Annotated in this window: 14 protein-coding genes; 10 read left to right on the forward strand and 4 right to left on the reverse strand. The window is 60.3% G+C overall.

Annotated elements, in window-relative coordinates; genetic code table 11:
* The first annotated feature begins 1 nt into the window (after position 1).
* From BN1130_RS14460 to BN1130_RS14485, 6 genes are all read left to right on the forward strand, one after another.
* The gene (locus BN1130_RS14460) at positions 2–1,618 is read left to right on the forward strand and encodes a BatD family protein (protein ID WP_157014036.1); all 1,617 of its coding nucleotides are present in this window, start codon (positions 2–4) and stop codon (positions 1,616–1,618) included.
* Entirely contained in the window at positions 1,618–2,199 is a 582-nt protein-coding gene (locus tag BN1130_RS14465) for a sigma-70 family RNA polymerase sigma factor (RefSeq protein WP_042042833.1), read from the forward strand. The genes BN1130_RS14460 and BN1130_RS14465 overlap by 1 nt, the downstream gene beginning before the upstream one ends.
* A complete protein-coding gene (locus tag BN1130_RS14470) occupies positions 2,192–2,947 on the forward strand; it encodes a DUF3379 domain-containing protein (RefSeq protein ID WP_042042834.1) in 756 nt (251 codons plus the stop codon). Before BN1130_RS14465 ends, BN1130_RS14470 begins: the two co-directional genes overlap by 8 nt.
* 392 nt (positions 2,948–3,339) lie before the next feature.
* Positions 3,340–4,641, forward strand: coding sequence for an outer membrane protein transport protein (locus BN1130_RS14475; RefSeq protein WP_042042835.1), 1,302 nt, complete (start codon positions 3,340–3,342; stop codon positions 4,639–4,641).
* Positions 4,642–4,871: 230 nt separating this feature from the next.
* Positions 4,872–6,146, forward strand: coding sequence for an outer membrane protein transport protein (locus BN1130_RS14480; RefSeq protein WP_042042836.1), 1,275 nt, complete (start codon positions 4,872–4,874; stop codon positions 6,144–6,146).
* Between the two features lie 278 nt (positions 6,147–6,424).
* Positions 6,425–7,645: an EAL and HDOD domain-containing protein gene (locus BN1130_RS14485; RefSeq protein WP_042042837.1), complete on the forward strand. Its 1,221-nt coding sequence runs from the start codon at positions 6,425–6,427 to the stop codon at positions 7,643–7,645.
* Here BN1130_RS14485 and BN1130_RS14490 read toward each other — a convergent pair.
* Positions 7,642–8,805 carry a thiolase family protein gene (locus BN1130_RS14490; RefSeq protein WP_042042926.1) on the reverse strand — a complete coding sequence of 388 codons (1,164 nt, stop codon included), beginning with the start codon at positions 8,803–8,805 and terminating at the stop codon, positions 7,642–7,644. The two genes, BN1130_RS14485 and BN1130_RS14490, sit on opposite strands and share 4 nt — an antisense overlap.
* Before the next feature lie 266 nt (positions 8,806–9,071).
* On the opposite strand from BN1130_RS14490, the gene BN1130_RS14495 reads away from it, so the two are divergent.
* The gene (locus BN1130_RS14495; RefSeq protein ID WP_042042927.1) at positions 9,072–9,491 is read left to right on the forward strand and encodes a MerR family transcriptional regulator; all 420 of its coding nucleotides are present in this window, start codon (positions 9,072–9,074) and stop codon (positions 9,489–9,491) included.
* A gap of 175 nt (positions 9,492–9,666) precedes the next feature.
* Here BN1130_RS14495 and BN1130_RS14500 read toward each other — a convergent pair whose 3' ends face one another.
* Complete coding sequence (locus tag BN1130_RS14500) at positions 9,667–10,905, reverse strand: dicarboxylate/amino acid:cation symporter (RefSeq protein ID WP_042042838.1); 1,239 nt, start codon at positions 10,903–10,905, stop codon at positions 9,667–9,669.
* A 269-nt stretch (positions 10,906–11,174) separates the two neighbouring features.
* Between BN1130_RS14500 and ppnP the strand changes: the two genes are divergently transcribed.
* Complete coding sequence (ppnP, locus tag BN1130_RS14505) at positions 11,175–11,459, forward strand: pyrimidine/purine nucleoside phosphorylase (protein WP_042042839.1); 285 nt, start codon at positions 11,175–11,177, stop codon at positions 11,457–11,459.
* Between the two features lie 129 nt (positions 11,460–11,588).
* Positions 11,589–12,101, forward strand: a complete 513-nt coding sequence (locus BN1130_RS14510) for a GNAT family N-acetyltransferase (protein WP_042042840.1) — start codon at positions 11,589–11,591, stop codon at positions 12,099–12,101.
* 76 nt (positions 12,102–12,177) lie between these two features.
* Here BN1130_RS14510 and fabB read toward each other — a convergent pair whose 3' ends face one another.
* A complete protein-coding gene (gene fabB / locus BN1130_RS14515) occupies positions 12,178–13,389 on the reverse strand; it encodes a beta-ketoacyl-ACP synthase I (RefSeq protein ID WP_042042842.1) in 1,212 nt (403 codons plus the stop codon).
* A gap of 90 nt (positions 13,390–13,479) precedes the next feature.
* Between fabB and mnmC the strand changes: the two genes are divergently transcribed.
* On the forward strand, positions 13,480–15,495 hold the full coding sequence (gene mnmC / locus BN1130_RS14520) for a bifunctional tRNA (5-methylaminomethyl-2-thiouridine)(34)-methyltransferase MnmC2/FAD-dependent 5-carboxymethylaminomethyl-2-thiouridine(34) oxidoreductase MnmC1 (RefSeq protein ID WP_198135288.1): 2,016 nt from the start codon (positions 13,480–13,482) through the stop codon (positions 15,493–15,495).
* 120 nt (positions 15,496–15,615) lie between these two features.
* Here the strand turns inward: mnmC and BN1130_RS14525 are convergent, their stop codons facing one another.
* Positions 15,616–16,227, reverse strand: a complete 612-nt coding sequence (locus tag BN1130_RS14525; protein ID WP_042042845.1) for a DUF922 domain-containing protein — start codon at positions 16,225–16,227, stop codon at positions 15,616–15,618.
* Between the last annotated feature and the right edge of the window lie 129 nt (positions 16,228–16,356).

Below are 16,356 nucleotides of genomic sequence, written 5' to 3' on the forward strand. Positions count from 1 at the left end.
GTTGCGCAGGCTAATTGCGTCCAAGAGCAGGCTCTGTCGTGCCCTGCTCTCTCTTCCCTTCGTTCTGGCACCGGTGCAAGGGACAACCGAGGCGGACGTGCAGTCGGCGCCGCCCGCGGCCTCATCGACTGTGCCAGACACACAGGGAGACAAGCTCGGCCCCTCTGCCGCGCCCAGAGTCGAACTGCTGCCTCAGGAGGGCGCCGAGGATTGGTTGTTGCTGATAGATGCGCCTGGGCACTGGCCCCTCGATGCCCTGAACATCCAGCCCTTGCTGCGCCAGCTCGCCGTGGGCCGGATCTCCCGGCAAGAGAGCATGAGCGAGTCCGGGCCGCAGACCCGCTGGCAGATCCCCTTGCACGGGCGCGCCGATAGCCTGCCCGCCCTCAAGCTGGGCCCCTGGCACATTGCCCCCCTTGCCTTTCCGGGCAAGTCCCTCAACCAGACCAGTGCGGCTGACCCTGAGCCCAGGGTGGTACTGCGTGCCAACATTGATCATCAGGGTCCCCTCTACCCGGGGCAGCCCTTCATCTATGAGCTCAGACTCTGGTTGCCGGATCAGATAGTGGATCCCAGCCTCAACGAACCCGAGCACCCGGATCTCACCATTCGACGTCTGGGGGATGATGAGTGGCACCCCTCTGCCCGGCCCGGCGAGAGCGGCGTGCTGACCCGCCGCTGGCTATTGCAGGCCAGGAGCCCGGGCCAGTTCACCCTGATGGCGCCCAGGCTTCAGGCGAGTTACCAGCTTGATGACCATGCAGAGCCCGTCTCCGGTCGCGCTGCCCCCGCCATCATACAAGTAGACAAGGCCCCCCTGCCGCTGGTGGCCAGGCGCCTCACCCTCAGCCAGCAATTTACACCGGCGCAGAGCGTCGCCCTCGGCGAGCCCATCATCCGTACCCTGCGTTTGCGCCTCGAAGATGGAGATGGCAACCGCGTGGCGATCCCCGCACCGCAGGTGGCGGGGCTCAAGGTACTGGGGGATGGGGGAGATCGCCATGAACGCTTTCTTGCCAACGGTCGCTTGCTCTTTGAGCAGGAGTGGCGCCAGGCGCTGCGCGCCCAGACGCCCGGCGTCTACCTGCTGCCCGAGATCCAGCTGCCCTGGTTCAACACCCAGACCGGGCGGGAGGAGCGGCTGACGTTGGCGGCCACCCCCTTGAGTTTTACGCCATCCCCTGCCGACCAGCCGGATACTCTGCCACCCAGGCCCACCCGCCTTGGCCCCTTCTCTCTGCTCGGCTGGACGCTGCTCGCCTTGCTGCTGACTGGCAGTCTGCGCCGTCAGACTCGATGGCGCGCGTTTTATGCCCTGCAGATCGCCTTTTGCCAAGCAGACCCTGACGCGAGTCGCCATGCTCTGTTGCATTGGGCGAGACTGCGCTGGCCCCTTCCCAGGCACCCTGCTATCACCTGGTTACGGGATATTCCGCTGGATCCTGCGCTGGCAGCACGGCTCTATACCCTGGAGGCTGCCTGTTTTGGTACACTCACTCACTTTGATGGCGCAGCGCTCGCCCTTGGCCTTTGTGCCTATGAGACGCCAGGGGTCGCCACTTTACTCAGGCGAGTCGCTTGGCTGAACGACACACATCACCACAAGGAGGCGCACTGATGGCGATATCGCTATTTCGCAAGAAAGTGGGAAAGGAACCGACGCCATCCCCGGTCAATGAGGGTATGGCGGATAAACAGACAAAATACGAAGCCCTGGTCAATGCCCTGCATGGGGATATCTACCGCTATGCCTATTGGCTGTGTCGGGACCCTCATGTCGCGGAAGATCTGGTGCAGGAGACCTATCTGCGCGCCTGGCGGGCAATCGACAGCCTGGTCGATGACAAGGCCGCCAAGGCGTGGCTCATCACCATCTTGAGGCGGGAGAATGCACGCCGCTTTGAGCGCAAACAGTTCGATCTCATCGATCTGGATGAGTTCCCCCAAAGCGATAATGGGGCACTGCACAGCGAACAGGAAATGGAGCACGAATGGCTCCACCGCCACATTGCCCGCTTGCCTGAGGAGTATCAGGAGCCCTTGTTGCTGCAAGTGGTAGGCGGTTTTAGCGGCGAAGAGATTGCCCAACAGCTGGGCCTGAACAAGAACACCGTCATGACCCGACTGTTTCGAGCACGCAATCAGATCCGAGAGGCCATGGAGTCATCCGCACAATCAAGAGGGCACAGCAATGGATGAGCTTGAGTTTCGTCGTCAGGCTGTCGTCGATCCTCACGACACCCGGGAAGAGTTTGCCGACATGGCCAATGCTTCTCCCGCCAATCGCAAATGGCTCGAGGAGATGAAGCAGTTCGACCGTCAACTCGGCAAGGCGATGGAGGTGGAGGTCCCCGCCGGTTTGGCAGAACGCCTGCTGCTCAGGCAAGCCATGCTGGCCGACCCCATCCCCGACGCGCCCGTTGTGACACTGCCACGGCGCAAGACGTCGGGCTGGAAACCGCTGGCCATCGCCGCCTCCGTTGCCTTCCTGGTCGGGGTCAGTACCCGCTGGTTGCCTTGGCCCCTCACTCAGACGAGCGAGGCATCCCTGGCCCAGGTGGCCCTGGCCCACGTTTATGGTGAGGAACCCTTTATCCAGGGGGTCGATGAACAGGTGTCGCTGCAAACCATCAACGCCAAGATGGAGAAGTATGGGGCGACCCTGATGAACATGCAGGGCATGGCAAGGATCACCTATGTCAACCACTGCGCCTTCTATCAGGGCCCTGCCCTGCACATGGTGCTACAAGGCAAGATGGGACCTGTCACCCTCTTCCTGGTGCCCAAGCATGTGCCACTGCAGCTCGAGCACAACTTCGATGATGGCCAGCTCAAGGGCGAAATCATCAAACTCAAGGGCGCCAACCTGGTATTGATTGGCGAGATGGGCGAGTCGCTGGAACCCATATCCCAGCAGATTGAGTCCCGCCTGCACTGGTCCATTTAGAGGCTGGGTTACCACCATTAACACACGCAGAGTACGATGTACTCTGCGTGTTTTTTTCCATTTTCCCCCCTTGTTCCTCCCCTGTTCGGCACCATTGACCACCAAGATGCCAAAATATTTATCTGGCACCCCCAAGCTTAATCGCCGTTTAAAACAACAATAAGGCCTTTATTTGCTCATTTTGGCGCCAACAACAAACAAATCGTTAACACAATAGATACTTTTATGTATTCTGCTCTCACTGGTCTGATTTCTTACCTCCTACCAGATCCATAGAATCACACCAGCAACTATTGGGAAGATGCGAACATAACAACAGATCTTGTCAGCTTTTGCGGCGATTGCGCCGGGATTGCATGGCAAAAAATCTGCCAAAAAATAGAGAGAACTCCATGACTACTGCCTTTTTCAAGAAAAGCCTGATTGCCGCCGCCCTCACACTGGCCAGCACCCAAACCTTTGCAGCTGCCTTCCAGCTCAATGAACACTCAGCCTCCGGCCTGGGTCGTGCTTTTGCCGGTGAAGCCGCCATTGCCGACAACGCCGCCGTACTGGCCCGCAACCCGGCTGCGATGACCCGCTTTGACAAGATGGCGGTCTCTGTCGCTGGCACCTATATCCACCCGGATGTGGATGTCGACGGCAATATCTATGTCGGTCCAGTAAAGGGATCCAACTCCAGCGAGAGCAATATCGCCCCGGATGCGTTCGTGCCGGCCGCCTATTTCATCCAGCCCATCAATGAACAGTGGGCCTGGGGTCTGGCGATGTTCTCCAACTACGGCCTCTCTACCGAGTACTCGGATGACTTCTCCGGTGGCGCAGTGGCGGGTAACACCGAGTTGATGACCATCAACATCAACCCCAACATCGCCTACCGCATCGACTCCAACTGGAGCGTTGGTGCCGGTTTGAATCTGGTCTATGCCGAAGCTGAATTGAACCGCCGTGCCGGTGCCCTGGCCCCCGTCGTCAGTCAACAGCTCGGCGGCGCTCCTGTCAGTCCCAGTACCAAACTCGCCCACATGAAGGGTGATGACTGGGGTTGGGGCTGGAACGTCGGCACCATGTATGAGTACAACGAGAACAACCGCTTCGCTCTGACCTACCGCTCCCAGGTCGACATCACCTTCGAAGGTGATTACGAAGGCACCTCCTCCGGTTTCCAGACCGTTGATGGAAAACTGGGGCTGGACATGCCTGCGCAGGCAGAATTTGCCGGTTACCACCGTCTGAACCAGCAATTTGCCGTGCACTACTCGGTCAACTGGACCGACTGGAGCTCCTTCGAAGAGCTGAACGCCACCAGCGACAGCTGTGTCAGCACCGACGGTGCCGGGGTCTGCCTCTACAAGCCAGAGAAGTTCAAGGACTCGGTACGTTATGCACTCGGCGGCACCTGGTATGTCAACCCGGCTTGGGAAGCGCGCATCGGTTTCGCCTACGACAACACCCCCATCGAGGCCGAATACCGCAGCCTGAGTATTCCTGACTCGGATCGTATCTGGTACAGCGCTGGCGCTACTTACCACATCGATACTGACATGAGCATCGACTTCGGCATGGCCTATATCGATGGCAAGTCCGTCGATGTCAACGAAGGTCTGACCGGCCATGACAGCCCCCTGCGCTGGCAGGGCACCTCCCACGGCAACGCCTTCCTGGCCTCTGCCCAGTTCAACATGATGTTCTGATAACCGAGCATCGAAAAGAGCGCCCTGGGGCGCTCTTTTTTTTGCCACTCTGCCAGTTCGGCGTACATCTGTAGCAAACAGCTGTACGCTTTTCCTTTTTTATCAGCCTGTTATCCGTTCGTTCTCAGGATTTCCTCCTCTTTTTAGCGCGGCACCATACGCCGGATTGCAATGGTGGTCGTACCATATAAAATCCCGTCTCCATTTTATATACAATAAAAAATGCTGATATGAGCGTAAGAAGCACTGTAGTTCGTCCGTCCACTCCCAGTCTGCTCGCCCTGCTGCTTTGCCCCACCCTGGTGCAAGCCGCCGGTTTCCAGCTCGCCGAGCAATCTGCCACCGGCATGGGGCGCGCCTTCGCCGGTGAGGCCGCCATTGCAGACAATGCCAGCGTGCTGTCGCGCAATGCCGCGGCCATGACCCGCTTCGAGCAGATGGCCTTCTCGGGCGGCGTCGTCTATGTCCGTCCCGATGTGAACATAGAAGGAGAGACCCGGGTACCGACCGCCCACGGCCCGGTCACCCTGGATGCCAGCGCCCATGACATCGCCGATGCCGCCTGGGTGCCCAATCTGTCGCTCATCATTCCCCTCAATGAAGAGTGGCGGCTGGGTCTGTCTGCCAACGCCTACTTCGGCTTGGGGGTCGAGATGCCCACACCCTACAACGCCGGACACTTCGGCAATGTCTCCGACATTCGCACTGTGGATCTGGGGTTGGCCCTGGCTTATCGCCTCAATCAGCATTGGTCCCTTGGTGCTGGCCTCAATGCCATTCAGGGCGAAGGCGAAGTGGGGGGCACCTTCCCCGCCAATGAGATGATCGCCAAGCACCTCAAGGGGGATGGTTGGGCCCTGGGCTGGAACCTGGGCGCACTCTATGAGTATTCGCCACAGACCCGGGTCGGCCTCTCCTATCGCCATGATGTGACCCTCACCCTCGAGGGCGATGCCATGGGCATCGATGAACAGGGGCGGCCCTTCGAGGACAAGGGCAAGCTGGATCTCGCCTTGCCAGCCAGTGCCGAGCTGGCGCTGTTCCATCAGCTCACCCCGGCGCTGGCCGTCCATTCAAGCATCAACTGGACCAACTGGAGCCGCTTTACCCAGCTCGAGGCCGAGCTGGATCATCACGGCACCATGCACATCAAGGATGAGCAGTGGCAGGATAGCTGGCGCTATGCCCTGGGCCTGACCTATCAGCTGACCCCGGACTGGCAGCTGAGATCCGGTCTCGCCTATGACAAGAGCCCGGTGCCCGCCGAACGTCGCACCATCTCAATCCCGGACTCGGATCGTGTCTGGTATAGCCTGGGCACAGGCTATCGCTTCAGCCCGGCGCTGAGCCTGGATCTGGGACTGACCTTTATCGATGGCAAGCAGGCGGCAGTCAGTGAGTCCATGGAGCTCAAACCGGGCATAGCCGCCACCACCTCCACCTTCGAGGGCAGCTCCGAAGGGGACGCCTGGCTGGCCGGCCTGCAGCTCAACTATCTGTTCTGATCGCCACGGCCGACGAGTGAATGATCATGACTCATGGCTCCCGGAAGGGAGCCTCTTTCTCCTTGGGCGACAGGAGAGACGTGACGCAGCCACGCAGGATTTACGCCGCCCCCTCCCCCCTCAAGAGATCGAGCCGAGCACGCCCTTGCCGGGCAATCGCCAGATACTGACCTGTCGCCGCGAGCCCCAGGCGTTATTACCCTTGCTTGTCCCCGGCAAGCTGGCATAGTCCGCCGCTTCGCCATACTATCAAGCCAACATTCATCACGGAGAGTTCCATGTATTCCTACGTGGCCAGGCAGCCGATCCTCGACAGCAAACTGCGGACCCATGCCTATGAGCTGCTGTTTCGCGATAGCCTGGACAACGTCTTCCCGCTCATCTCCTCCCAGCAAGCCACCTCGCGCCTGGTGGTCGAGCAATTTTTGCAGCAGAACATTGACCAGCTGCTCGGCGGGCGGCCCTGTTTTATCAATTTCTCCCACGACTCCCTGCTGGACGGATTGGCGGAGTGTCTGCCCCCCGAACAGGTGGTGATCGAGATCCTCGAAGATGCGATGCCCGATGATGCCCTGCTGGCCAAGGTCAAACAGCTCAACCAGCTCGGCTACCGGCTGGCCCTTGACGATTTCAGCATGTCCTCGGATTGGGAGCGTTTCCTGCCCTGGATCCAGATCATCAAGTTTGACCTGCGTCTGAGCAGCCTGTCCCAGATAGACGACTTTATCCGCCGCCATCAGCACCTGGCCCTCACCTACCTGGCCGAGAAGGTAGAGAGCAAGCAGGAGTTCGAACAGACCCAGGCGCTGGGCATCAGTCTGTTTCAGGGTTTCTTCTTCAGTCGCCCCGAAATGGTCAAGCGCGCCACCATGCAGCCGACCCAGATGGTGGTGATCCAGCTGCTCAACGAGGTCAATCAACCCGAGCCCAATCTCGACAAGATAGAGCAACTGCTTGGCCAGGATGTCTCCCTCTCCCTCAAGCTGCTGCGTTACGTCAACAACCTCAAGGGGCGCAGCAAGCCCATCGCCTCCTTCCGCCAGGCAGCCATCTATCTGGGTCATGCCCAGCTCAAGCGCTTCGTGACCCTGATAGCGGCCAGCAGTGCCGGTCAGGGCAAGAGTGCCGAGCTCTATCAGATGTCGCTCATCCGGGCCCGCTTCTGCGAGCTGCTGGCCCTGGCCCATGCCCCGGCCACCCAGAGTCAGCAAGCCTTTATGGCGGGGCTATTCTCCTTGCTGGATGTGTTGATGGAGCAATCCATGGGGACCCTGCTCGGCAGCGTGCCCATCACCGACGAGATCCGCCAGGCCCTGCTGGCCCGCGAGGGCCAGCTCGGCTTCTATCTGGCGTTTTGTGAAGATTATGAGAATGCAAACTGGCCCAGGGTGCAGATGCGCACCGCACGCCTGGGCCTCAATGAAGAGAAGGTCAGCCAGCTCTATCTGAGCGCCACTGCCTGGGTAAACGAACAGCTGAGCGCCATGAACAAGGACTAGACAAGCTCCAGTGCCAGGGCAGTGGCTTCGCCGCCGCCAATGCACAGGGATGCCATGCCCCGCTTCAGTCCCCGTGCTCGCAAGGCATGGAGCAGGGTCACCAGCACCCGGGCGCCACTCGCCCCCAGGGGGTGACCCAGGGCGCAGGCGCCGCCATTGACGTTGAGTCGCTCGGCCCCGATGCCGCATCCTTGCATCGCCAGCATGCTCACCATGGCAAAGGCCTCGTTCACCTCATAGAGATCCACCTCATCACTGCGCCAGCCAAGCTGAGCCAGCAGACGATTGATGGCGCTCACCGGCGCCGAAACGAACTCGGCAGGTAGACCCGCATGACTCAAATAACCCCGGATCCGGGCCAGCGGCACCAAGCCTTGGGCCAGTGCCGTCTCTTCACGCATCAGCAGCAGCGCCGCGGCCCCATCCGAGATGGAGCTGCTGTTGGCCGCCGTGATGGTGCCATCTGGCTTGAACGCAGGCCTAAGGCTGGGGATCTTGTCCGGACGCGCCTTGCCGGGTTGCTCATCCTCGGCCAGCAGCAGTTTGCCTGCCTGATAGACCTCGGCCAGCTCGGCGGCAAAATCTCCCTCCCGCTGGGCGCGCAAGGCCCGTTCCAGGGAGCCCATGGCAAAGGCATCCATATCGGCGCGGCTCATGGCGGCCCGATCTGCACTCGCCTGGGCATGGACCCCCATCAACTGGCCGTCATAGGCATCCTGCAAACCGTCGAGGAAGAGGCTGTCCTGCACTTGTTGATGGCCCATTCGAAAACCGCTGCGCGCCTTGTCGAGCAGGTAAGGGGCACGGCTCATGCTCTCCATCCCCCCCGCCAATATCATCTCCCCCTGCCCCAGGCGCAGGCTGTCGGCAGCCAGCATCACCGCCTTCATGCCCGAGCCACACACCTTGTTGACCGTGGTGCAAGGCACACTCACCGGCAGACCCGCACCAAGGGCTGCCTGACGTGCCGGAGCCTGCCCCATGCCCGCCGCCAGCACATTGCCCATCAACACCTCGTCTATCCTACTTGCGTTGACACCCGCCGCCTTCAGGGTGGCCGCCAGGGCGCAGGCACCGAGCTCGGCGGCACTCAAGGTGGAAAGGGCTCCCTGGAAGGCCCCCATGGGGGTGCGTTTGGCGGCAACTATGACGATATCCATCTCAATGACTCTCCCGATGACTTTTTCACCAACGTGAAGCGCGGCCCCTTGCAAGACACACACTCCATCTCGATGACTCTCCCGATGACATTTCACCAACTTGATGTTGAAGCGCGGCCCCTTGAAAGACACACACTCCATCTCGCTGACTCTGCTCATTACATATCGGTAACATAAGGGGATGTCCCTTGGAGGACAAGCACTTGCGAGCAAGCAGCGCTTTGGGTAAGGTGCCAACCAAGATTGACAGCCAGGACGATACCAGGATGCCCCCCAAGGATGAGGCCCGCAGCTACAGCATCAGCGAGCTGGCCAAAGAGTTTGATGTCACCACCCGCAGCATCCGCTTTTATGAGGATCAGGGCCTGTTGACTCCGACCCGTCAGGGTCAGACCCGCATTTACAGCCGTCAGGACAAGGTGCGCCTCAAGCTGACCCTGCGTGGCAAACGCCTGGGTTTCAGCCTGGCCGACATTCGCGAGCTGTTCGATCTCTATGACGCCGACAAGAGCAGCCGCACCCAGCTGCGCAGCATGCTCTCCCTGATCGAGGAGAAGCGCCAGACCCTGGGCCAGCAGCTGGAGGACATCAAGATGGTGCTGCTGGAACTGGACGCCGCCAAGCAACGCTGCCAGCACGCCTTGCAGCAGCTTGGCTGCGAAGAGCGTGAAGGGGCCAACGGATAAGAAGGCAAAGAGTCGTGGCTCAGGGCGCGTCACAGCTGGCACCACCCCGCGCGCCATTGGCTCGGACGGTATCGCCAGCCTCAGGACAGCAGAGATAAAAAAGAGGGGCCACAATGGCCCCTCTTGCTGTCAATGGCTCCCAAACAGGGGATCCGTCAGGTCAATCGCCCTGATCCTATTTCTGCCAGCGGGCAGCATCATAATCCGGACTGAATCTGTCCACTATGATGGCGCAAGCCGCATCGCCGGTGATGTTGAGGGCGGTACGGATCATGTCAAACAGACGATCCAGCGCAAACAACAGCGGCAGACCCTCGATGGGGATGCCCGCGGCAAGCAGCACGGCCACCACCAGGAAGCTCGGACCCGGCACCCCTGCCTGACCGATGGCCCCCAGGGTGGAGGTCAGTATGATGGCAACCCAGGCTCCCAGAGAGAGATCGATGTTGAACACCTGAGCGAAGAAGATGGCGACCAGACCGTAATAGATGGCGTTGCCGCTCATGTTGATGGTCGCGCCCAGGGGCAGCACGAAGGCGGCCGTGCTGTTGCTCACCTTGAGCTCTTTCTCGCACACTTCCATGGTGACTGGCAGCGTCGCCATGGAGGATGCGGTAGAGAAGGCAACCACCTGGGCCTTCTTCATGGCCGACAGGTACTTGAGCACAGGGGTGTTGGAGAAGACGGCGATCAGCAGCGGGTAGATGATGAAACCGAACACCAGGATGGCGGCCACGTACACCACAAACAGGTTGAATACCAGTGAGAGGACGTCAAAGCCATAGGTGCCGATGGCATCGGCCATCAGACCGAATACCCCCAGTGGTGCTATCAGCATCACCTTGTTGATCATCCATACGAAGGCATCGACCAGGGTATTGAGGCCATCGATCAGCGGCTTGACCCGCGCCTGCGGCTGCTTGGCCAGCGCAATGCCGAGGAACATGCAGAATACCAGGATCTGCAGAATGTTCGCCTCGTTGAGGGACTGGAAGACGTTGGTCGGTATCATGCCAAGCAAGGTGGCAACCGCATCCGGCAGCTCACCCTTGTCGGCATAGTCGCCGGAGAAGAGTGATTTCATCGAGCTGAGATCGACCCCGGTCCCCGGTTGGAACACTTGTCCCATCATCAGCGCCAGGAAAACGGCCAGGGCAGAGGTACCGAGGAAGAATACCAGGGTCGTGCCCCCGATCTTGCCCGCCGCCGGGCTGGCGCCCAGATTGGCGGCCCCCGAGATGATGGCCACGGCCACCAGAGGGATCACCAGCATCTTGATGAGCTGGATAAAGAGGCTGCCAAGGGGGGCAAAGACGGAGGCTTGCTCGCCCATGAGCAATCCGACCAGCGTGCCCAGCAGCATGGCAACCACAACCTGGAAGCCAATGTTCTTAATGAGTCCTTTAGTTAACACAAAATGTTCCTTAAACGAATAAATGTCACACTTTCCTAGTGCAATTCACCAAACAGGGGAATGAACTGCTGCTCATTCCCCTGCCGGGCGGTTTTATCTCATATTTATCTGCTGTTTTAAATCGCTAATTTATGACGAAGATTTATTGATAAGTTTGCAACAAAGTTAAGATTCAAAAGGAACAAGTTAAAAAATCACGATTTTACTATGCCCACAGACTATTATCTGTGCTAGCTTGACTCGGTAACCGCATATACAGGGATAGAAAGATGCTGAAAGTAAACGAGTATTTTGACGGAAATGTAAAATCCATCGGCTTCGAGCAAAACGGTGAGCAATCCACAGTTGGTGTCATGGCAGCCGGCGATTACCTGTTCAATACCGCCGCCCCCGAGCGCATGACGGTGATCAAGGGGAGTCTGACCATACAGTTGGCCGGTGCCAGCGACTGGCAGACCTATGGCCAGGGGGAAGCTTTCGAGGTACCAGGCCACTCCTCCTTCTCCCTCAAGGTGAGCACACCGAGCGCTTATCTGTGTGAATTTTTAAGTTAAATCAATATATTGAAGATTAAGGGGCTGAGGCCCCTTTTTTCATGACGACATCGCAGCCAGAGGGGCCCTTCTCTTTGTCCCCTCCCTTGGTTAAGCTGTGAGGCCGTTATCAGGATTCAATCGACCGTCATGAGCATCCAGATCCGCCCCATCACACCCGAAGATTGGCCCCAGATCATGGCCATCCAGGCCGAGTGTTACCGCCAACTGGCTCCGGAGCCTCTTAGCGTCATGCGCAACAAGGCCGAACTCGCCCCCCAATGTTGCTGGGTTGGCGAAATAAAGGGGGCCGTGCTCGGCTATCTGCTCTGCCACCCCTGGCACGCACATCAGCCGCCCCCTCTCTCGGTCCCCATGGCGGCACTGACTGGCGATGAAGAGTTCTACCTGCACGATCTCGCCGTCTCAACCAGAGCGCGCGGTCTGGGGCTGGGCCAGGCCTTGCTGGATCAGGCGTTGCACCATGCCAGCCACTCGGGTTACGCCAGGCTCGGACTGGTGGCGGTGCAGGATGCCCCCGCTTTCTGGCTGCGCCAGGGCTTTGCCCCGGCTCAGTCTCGCAAGTCCCTGGCTGAATACGGTGATGGTGCTCTCTATATGGAGCGGCTGCTGGACCAGGCCTGCCAACCCACCCTGGCCTGATGCGACCATAAAGCCGGATAAGCAAAAACAAGAAGGGCGCCCTGAGGCGCCCTTCTGTTATTTATCCCGACGGGATTCAGCCCTTGAACTTGCTGAATACCAGGGAAGCGTTGGTACCGCCAAAGCCGAAGCTGTTGGACATGACGGTATTGAGATCCGCCGTTTCGTACTCACGCACTATGGGCAGGCCCACGGCCTTCTCGTCCAGGGTCTCGATGTTGATGCTGGGGGCGATGAAGCCATGCTGCATCATCAACAGGGAGTAGACGGCCTCGTGCACACCGGCGGCGCCCAGGGCATGGCCCGTCATGGCCTTGGTGGCGGAGAGCTTGGGCGCTGTGCTGCCAAACAGGGTCTGGATGGCTTCCAGCTCCTTGGTATCACCGACCGGGGTGGAAGTACCGTGGGTGTTGATGTAGTCCACGGTGCCGACCTCCTGCATCGCCATCTTCATGCAACGCACCGCGCCTTCACCGCTCGGGGCGACCATGTCGTAGCCGTCGGAGGTGGCGCCGTAACCGGTGATCTCGGCGTAGATGTGGGCACCACGGGCCAGAGCGTGTTCCAGCTCCTCGACCACCAGGATGCCGCCACCACCGGAGATGACGAAACCATCGCGGTCCGCATCATAGGTACGGGATGCCTTTTCCGGGTTGTCATTGTACTTGGTGGAGAGGGCGCCCATGGCATCAAACTGGATGGTGGAGGACCAGTCCAGCTCCTCGCCGCCGCCGGCGAAGATGATGTCCTGCTTGCCAAGCTGGATCAGTTCCAGCGCGTGGCCGATGCAGTGAGCAGAGGTGGCACAGGCGGAGCTGATGGTGTAGTTGACACCCTTGATCTTGAAGGGGGTCGCCAGGCAGGCAGAGGTGGTGGAGGACATGGTGCGCGGCACCATGTAGGGACCCACGCGCTTGACCCCTTTCTCCCGGGCAATGTCAGCAGACTCGGAGGTGTTCTTGCCGGAGGCGCCGCCGGAGCCGACCACGATACCGGTACGCTCGTTGGAGACCTGATCGTCCGGCAGACCGGCATCCGCGATGGCCTGCTGCATGGAGAGATAAGCATAGGCTGCGGCGTCACCCATGAAGCGCATGACCTTGCGGTCGATCAGCTCAGAGGGATCGAGTTTGATGTTACCCCAGACACGGCTGCGCAGGTTGTATTGTTCAAACTGCTCGGAATAGGTGATGCCAGATTTACCTGCTTTCAGGGAGGCCAGCACTTCTTCCTTGTTGTTGCCGATACTGGAGATGACGCCGATACCGGTGATCACTGCTCTTCTCATTAATTCATCTCGTCTGGAAAAACTGGCGCCAAGTCTACCCGCTTTCGGCTGCCAAACTGGTCTGCTTTCACGTAGAATGCCCGCGATCAAGTGACGCGAGCAGAGGAAAACGTGAGTCAAACATCCTTACATCATGCCCAATTAGACTGGAATGAAGCGGGAACTCCGATTTCCAGTGACTTCGGCGATGTCTACTTTTCCAATGATAACGGTCTAAGTGAAAGCCGCTACGTCTTTTTACTGCAAAATGGCCTGCCGGCACGATTCTGCCATCACGACAGTGACAGTTTTGTGGTGGGTGAAACAGGTTTTGGCACCGGCCTTAACTTCCTCGCCACAATGGCCGCCTTTCTGGAACATGGCCCCCAAGCCGGCAACGGCTCGCGTCTGCACTTTATCAGCGTCGAAAAATTCCCTTTGACCAGGGACGATCTGGCCCAGGCCCTCGCCGTCTGGCCCGAGCTGGCCACCTTCAGCGCCGACTTGGTCGCCCAGTGGCCGCTGGCGGTCGAGGGGTGCCATCGCCTGCTGTTTGCAGGGGGACGGGTGCGCCTCGATCTCTGGCTCGGCGACATCAAAGACGCCCTGCCCCAGTGGCCCTGCCCCGCCGATGGCCTCATCGATGCCTGGTATCTGGATGGCTTCTCGCCGGCCAAGAATCCCGAGATGTGGACCCAGGCGCTGTTTGACGATCTGGCCCGCCTCGCCCGACCCAGTGCCAGCGTCGCCACCTTTACCTGCGCCGGCTTCGTGCGCCGCGGTCTGATTGACGCCGGTTTTCACATCAACAAGGTCAGGGGCCATGGCAACAAGCGCACCATGCTGGCCGGTTATCGCCAGGACAAACAAGATGCCCCGAGCCTGGCCCCGTGCTACGCCCGTCCCGCGGGGCGCCCCGGCGAGGTGCTCATCATCGGAGGGGGCATCGCCTCGGCCATGACGGCACTGTCGCTCGTGGAGCGGGGCCGACGCGTCACCTTGTTGTGTGAAGATGACAAGCCTGCGACCGGCGCCTCCGGCAACCGGCAGGGGGCCCTGTATCCGCTGCTGGGCGGCGAACACGATGCCCTGTCACGCTTCTATGCCCTCGCCTTCGGCTTTGCCCGCCAGCGACTGTTGCAGCTGGCCAAACGGCACCCCATCGCCTTCGAGCTGTGCGGCGTGGTGCAGCTGGGCTTTGATGAGAAGTCGGCGCAAAAACTGGACAAGATGGCGCAAGGTCCCTTCCCCACCGAGCTGATGCGCCCCTTGACCGACGCCGAGGTGGCGCAAGCCTGCGGCCTGCCCATGGGCCTTGGTGGCGTCAGCTATCCGTTGGGGGGCTGGCTCTGTCCGGCTGATTTGACCCGTGCCGCCCTCGATGAGGCGCAGGCCAGCGGCCTGCTCCAGCTGGCATATGGCACCCCCATCACCACTGTCGACGAGCACAGCGATGGCTGGCACGTGACCGCGGCCGATGGCCGCCAGTGGCAGGCCCCCAATCTGGTGGTGGCAGCCGGTCATCAACTGCCCGCCCTGCTCCCCTTTGCGGAACTTCCCCTCTACCCGGTGCGCGGTCAGGTGAGCCATGTGCCGACCAACCCGGTGTTGCAGCAGCTCAAGACGGTACTCTGCTATGACGGCTATCTCACCCCTGGCCATGCTGGTTATCACTGCATCGGTGCCAGCTATGGCCGTAACCAGAGCGGCCTGGCCTTCAGCGCCGCCGAGCAGGTTCACAACAAGGCCCGGCTGCACGCCTGCCTGCCGAGTCAGCAGTGGCCAGACGAGGTGGATGTCAGCGGCAATGAGGCCCGGGTCGGGGTGCGCAGCGCCAGCCGGGATCACTTGCCGGTGGTGGGCGCCGTTGCCCGGGTCCAGGCCCTGAGCGAGCTGGAGTCGCTGGCGCTCAAGGCGCGCCCCGAACACCCGCTACCGACCTACCCGGGCCTGTTTGTGCTGGGGGCGCTGGGGTCGCGCGGGCTCTGTTCGGCGCCGCTGTGCGGTGAACTGCTCGCCAGCGAGATCTGCGGCGATCCCCTGCCCTTGGCCACGGATCTGCTGGCCGCCCTGCATCCCGCACGCTACTGGGTGCGCAAATGGCTCAAGGGCAAGCCCGTGCGCTAAGCCCGGTCACAGGCTAAAAGAGAGATAAAGCAAGACGCCGCCAGGGGATCACTCCACTGGCGGCGTCTGCTATCTGGCCTGGTCATCCTCTCATGAGGAAGCGGGGCTATCGTCACGCGCTCAGGGATTGAAGGGCCAGCTCAGCCCCAGTTTGCGACCATGATCGGTCTGCTCGGCGAGCCGGGCGAAGCGGGACTTGGCCTCGGCCAGCAGCGCCTGCCCCTGCAGATCCCCCTGATGGCGCAAGGCTGCGCAATCGTTGCTGCGCGGCAACTGCGACAATTTGAAACCGATGGCACTGGCGGTTTCTTGCACTATGTCCTTGTGACGACTCTCGTAGTCGAGCATGGCGCCGACCATGATGTTCCAGTTTTGCTGCTCGCGCACACTGGCCCGGGACTTGTTGACCCACTCGGGCACCATCACCTTGATGCGCGTCCTCACCGTGACGCCGTTGAGGTTGCAGCGCCCGGCCAGGGGATAGGCCAGCATGGACCAGTCGAGCTGATAGCTGGCCATGCCGAGCCCTTGCTGGCCCACGCTACCCTTGGGGCCGATGCTGGACGCCTGCGCCAGGGCAGCCTGCATGGTGGCGCCCTTGACCTTGTAAAACTGGAAGTCGACCCGGATGTCCGGCTCTATCTTGACCCCGGTATAATGGGCCTGGGTGGCCCCCACCGCGGCGCTCCACAGCAGACTCAGTCCCCAAACCAGGTTGCACAACTTGCCCATGGTGATCTACGCCGCCTCATCGTTGCCATCTGGTGTATGAATATGATGAATAATCAATATATTAATTAACTGGCGCCCTGCGCAAGTCTCATCATGATAGCTGTCGTTCATCTTCGCAACTTGCCGCCC

Origin of the sequence: Aeromonas rivuli (genome assembly GCF_000820045.1) — a bacterium.
Lineage (GTDB): Bacteria > Pseudomonadota > Gammaproteobacteria > Enterobacterales > Aeromonadaceae > Aeromonas > Aeromonas rivuli.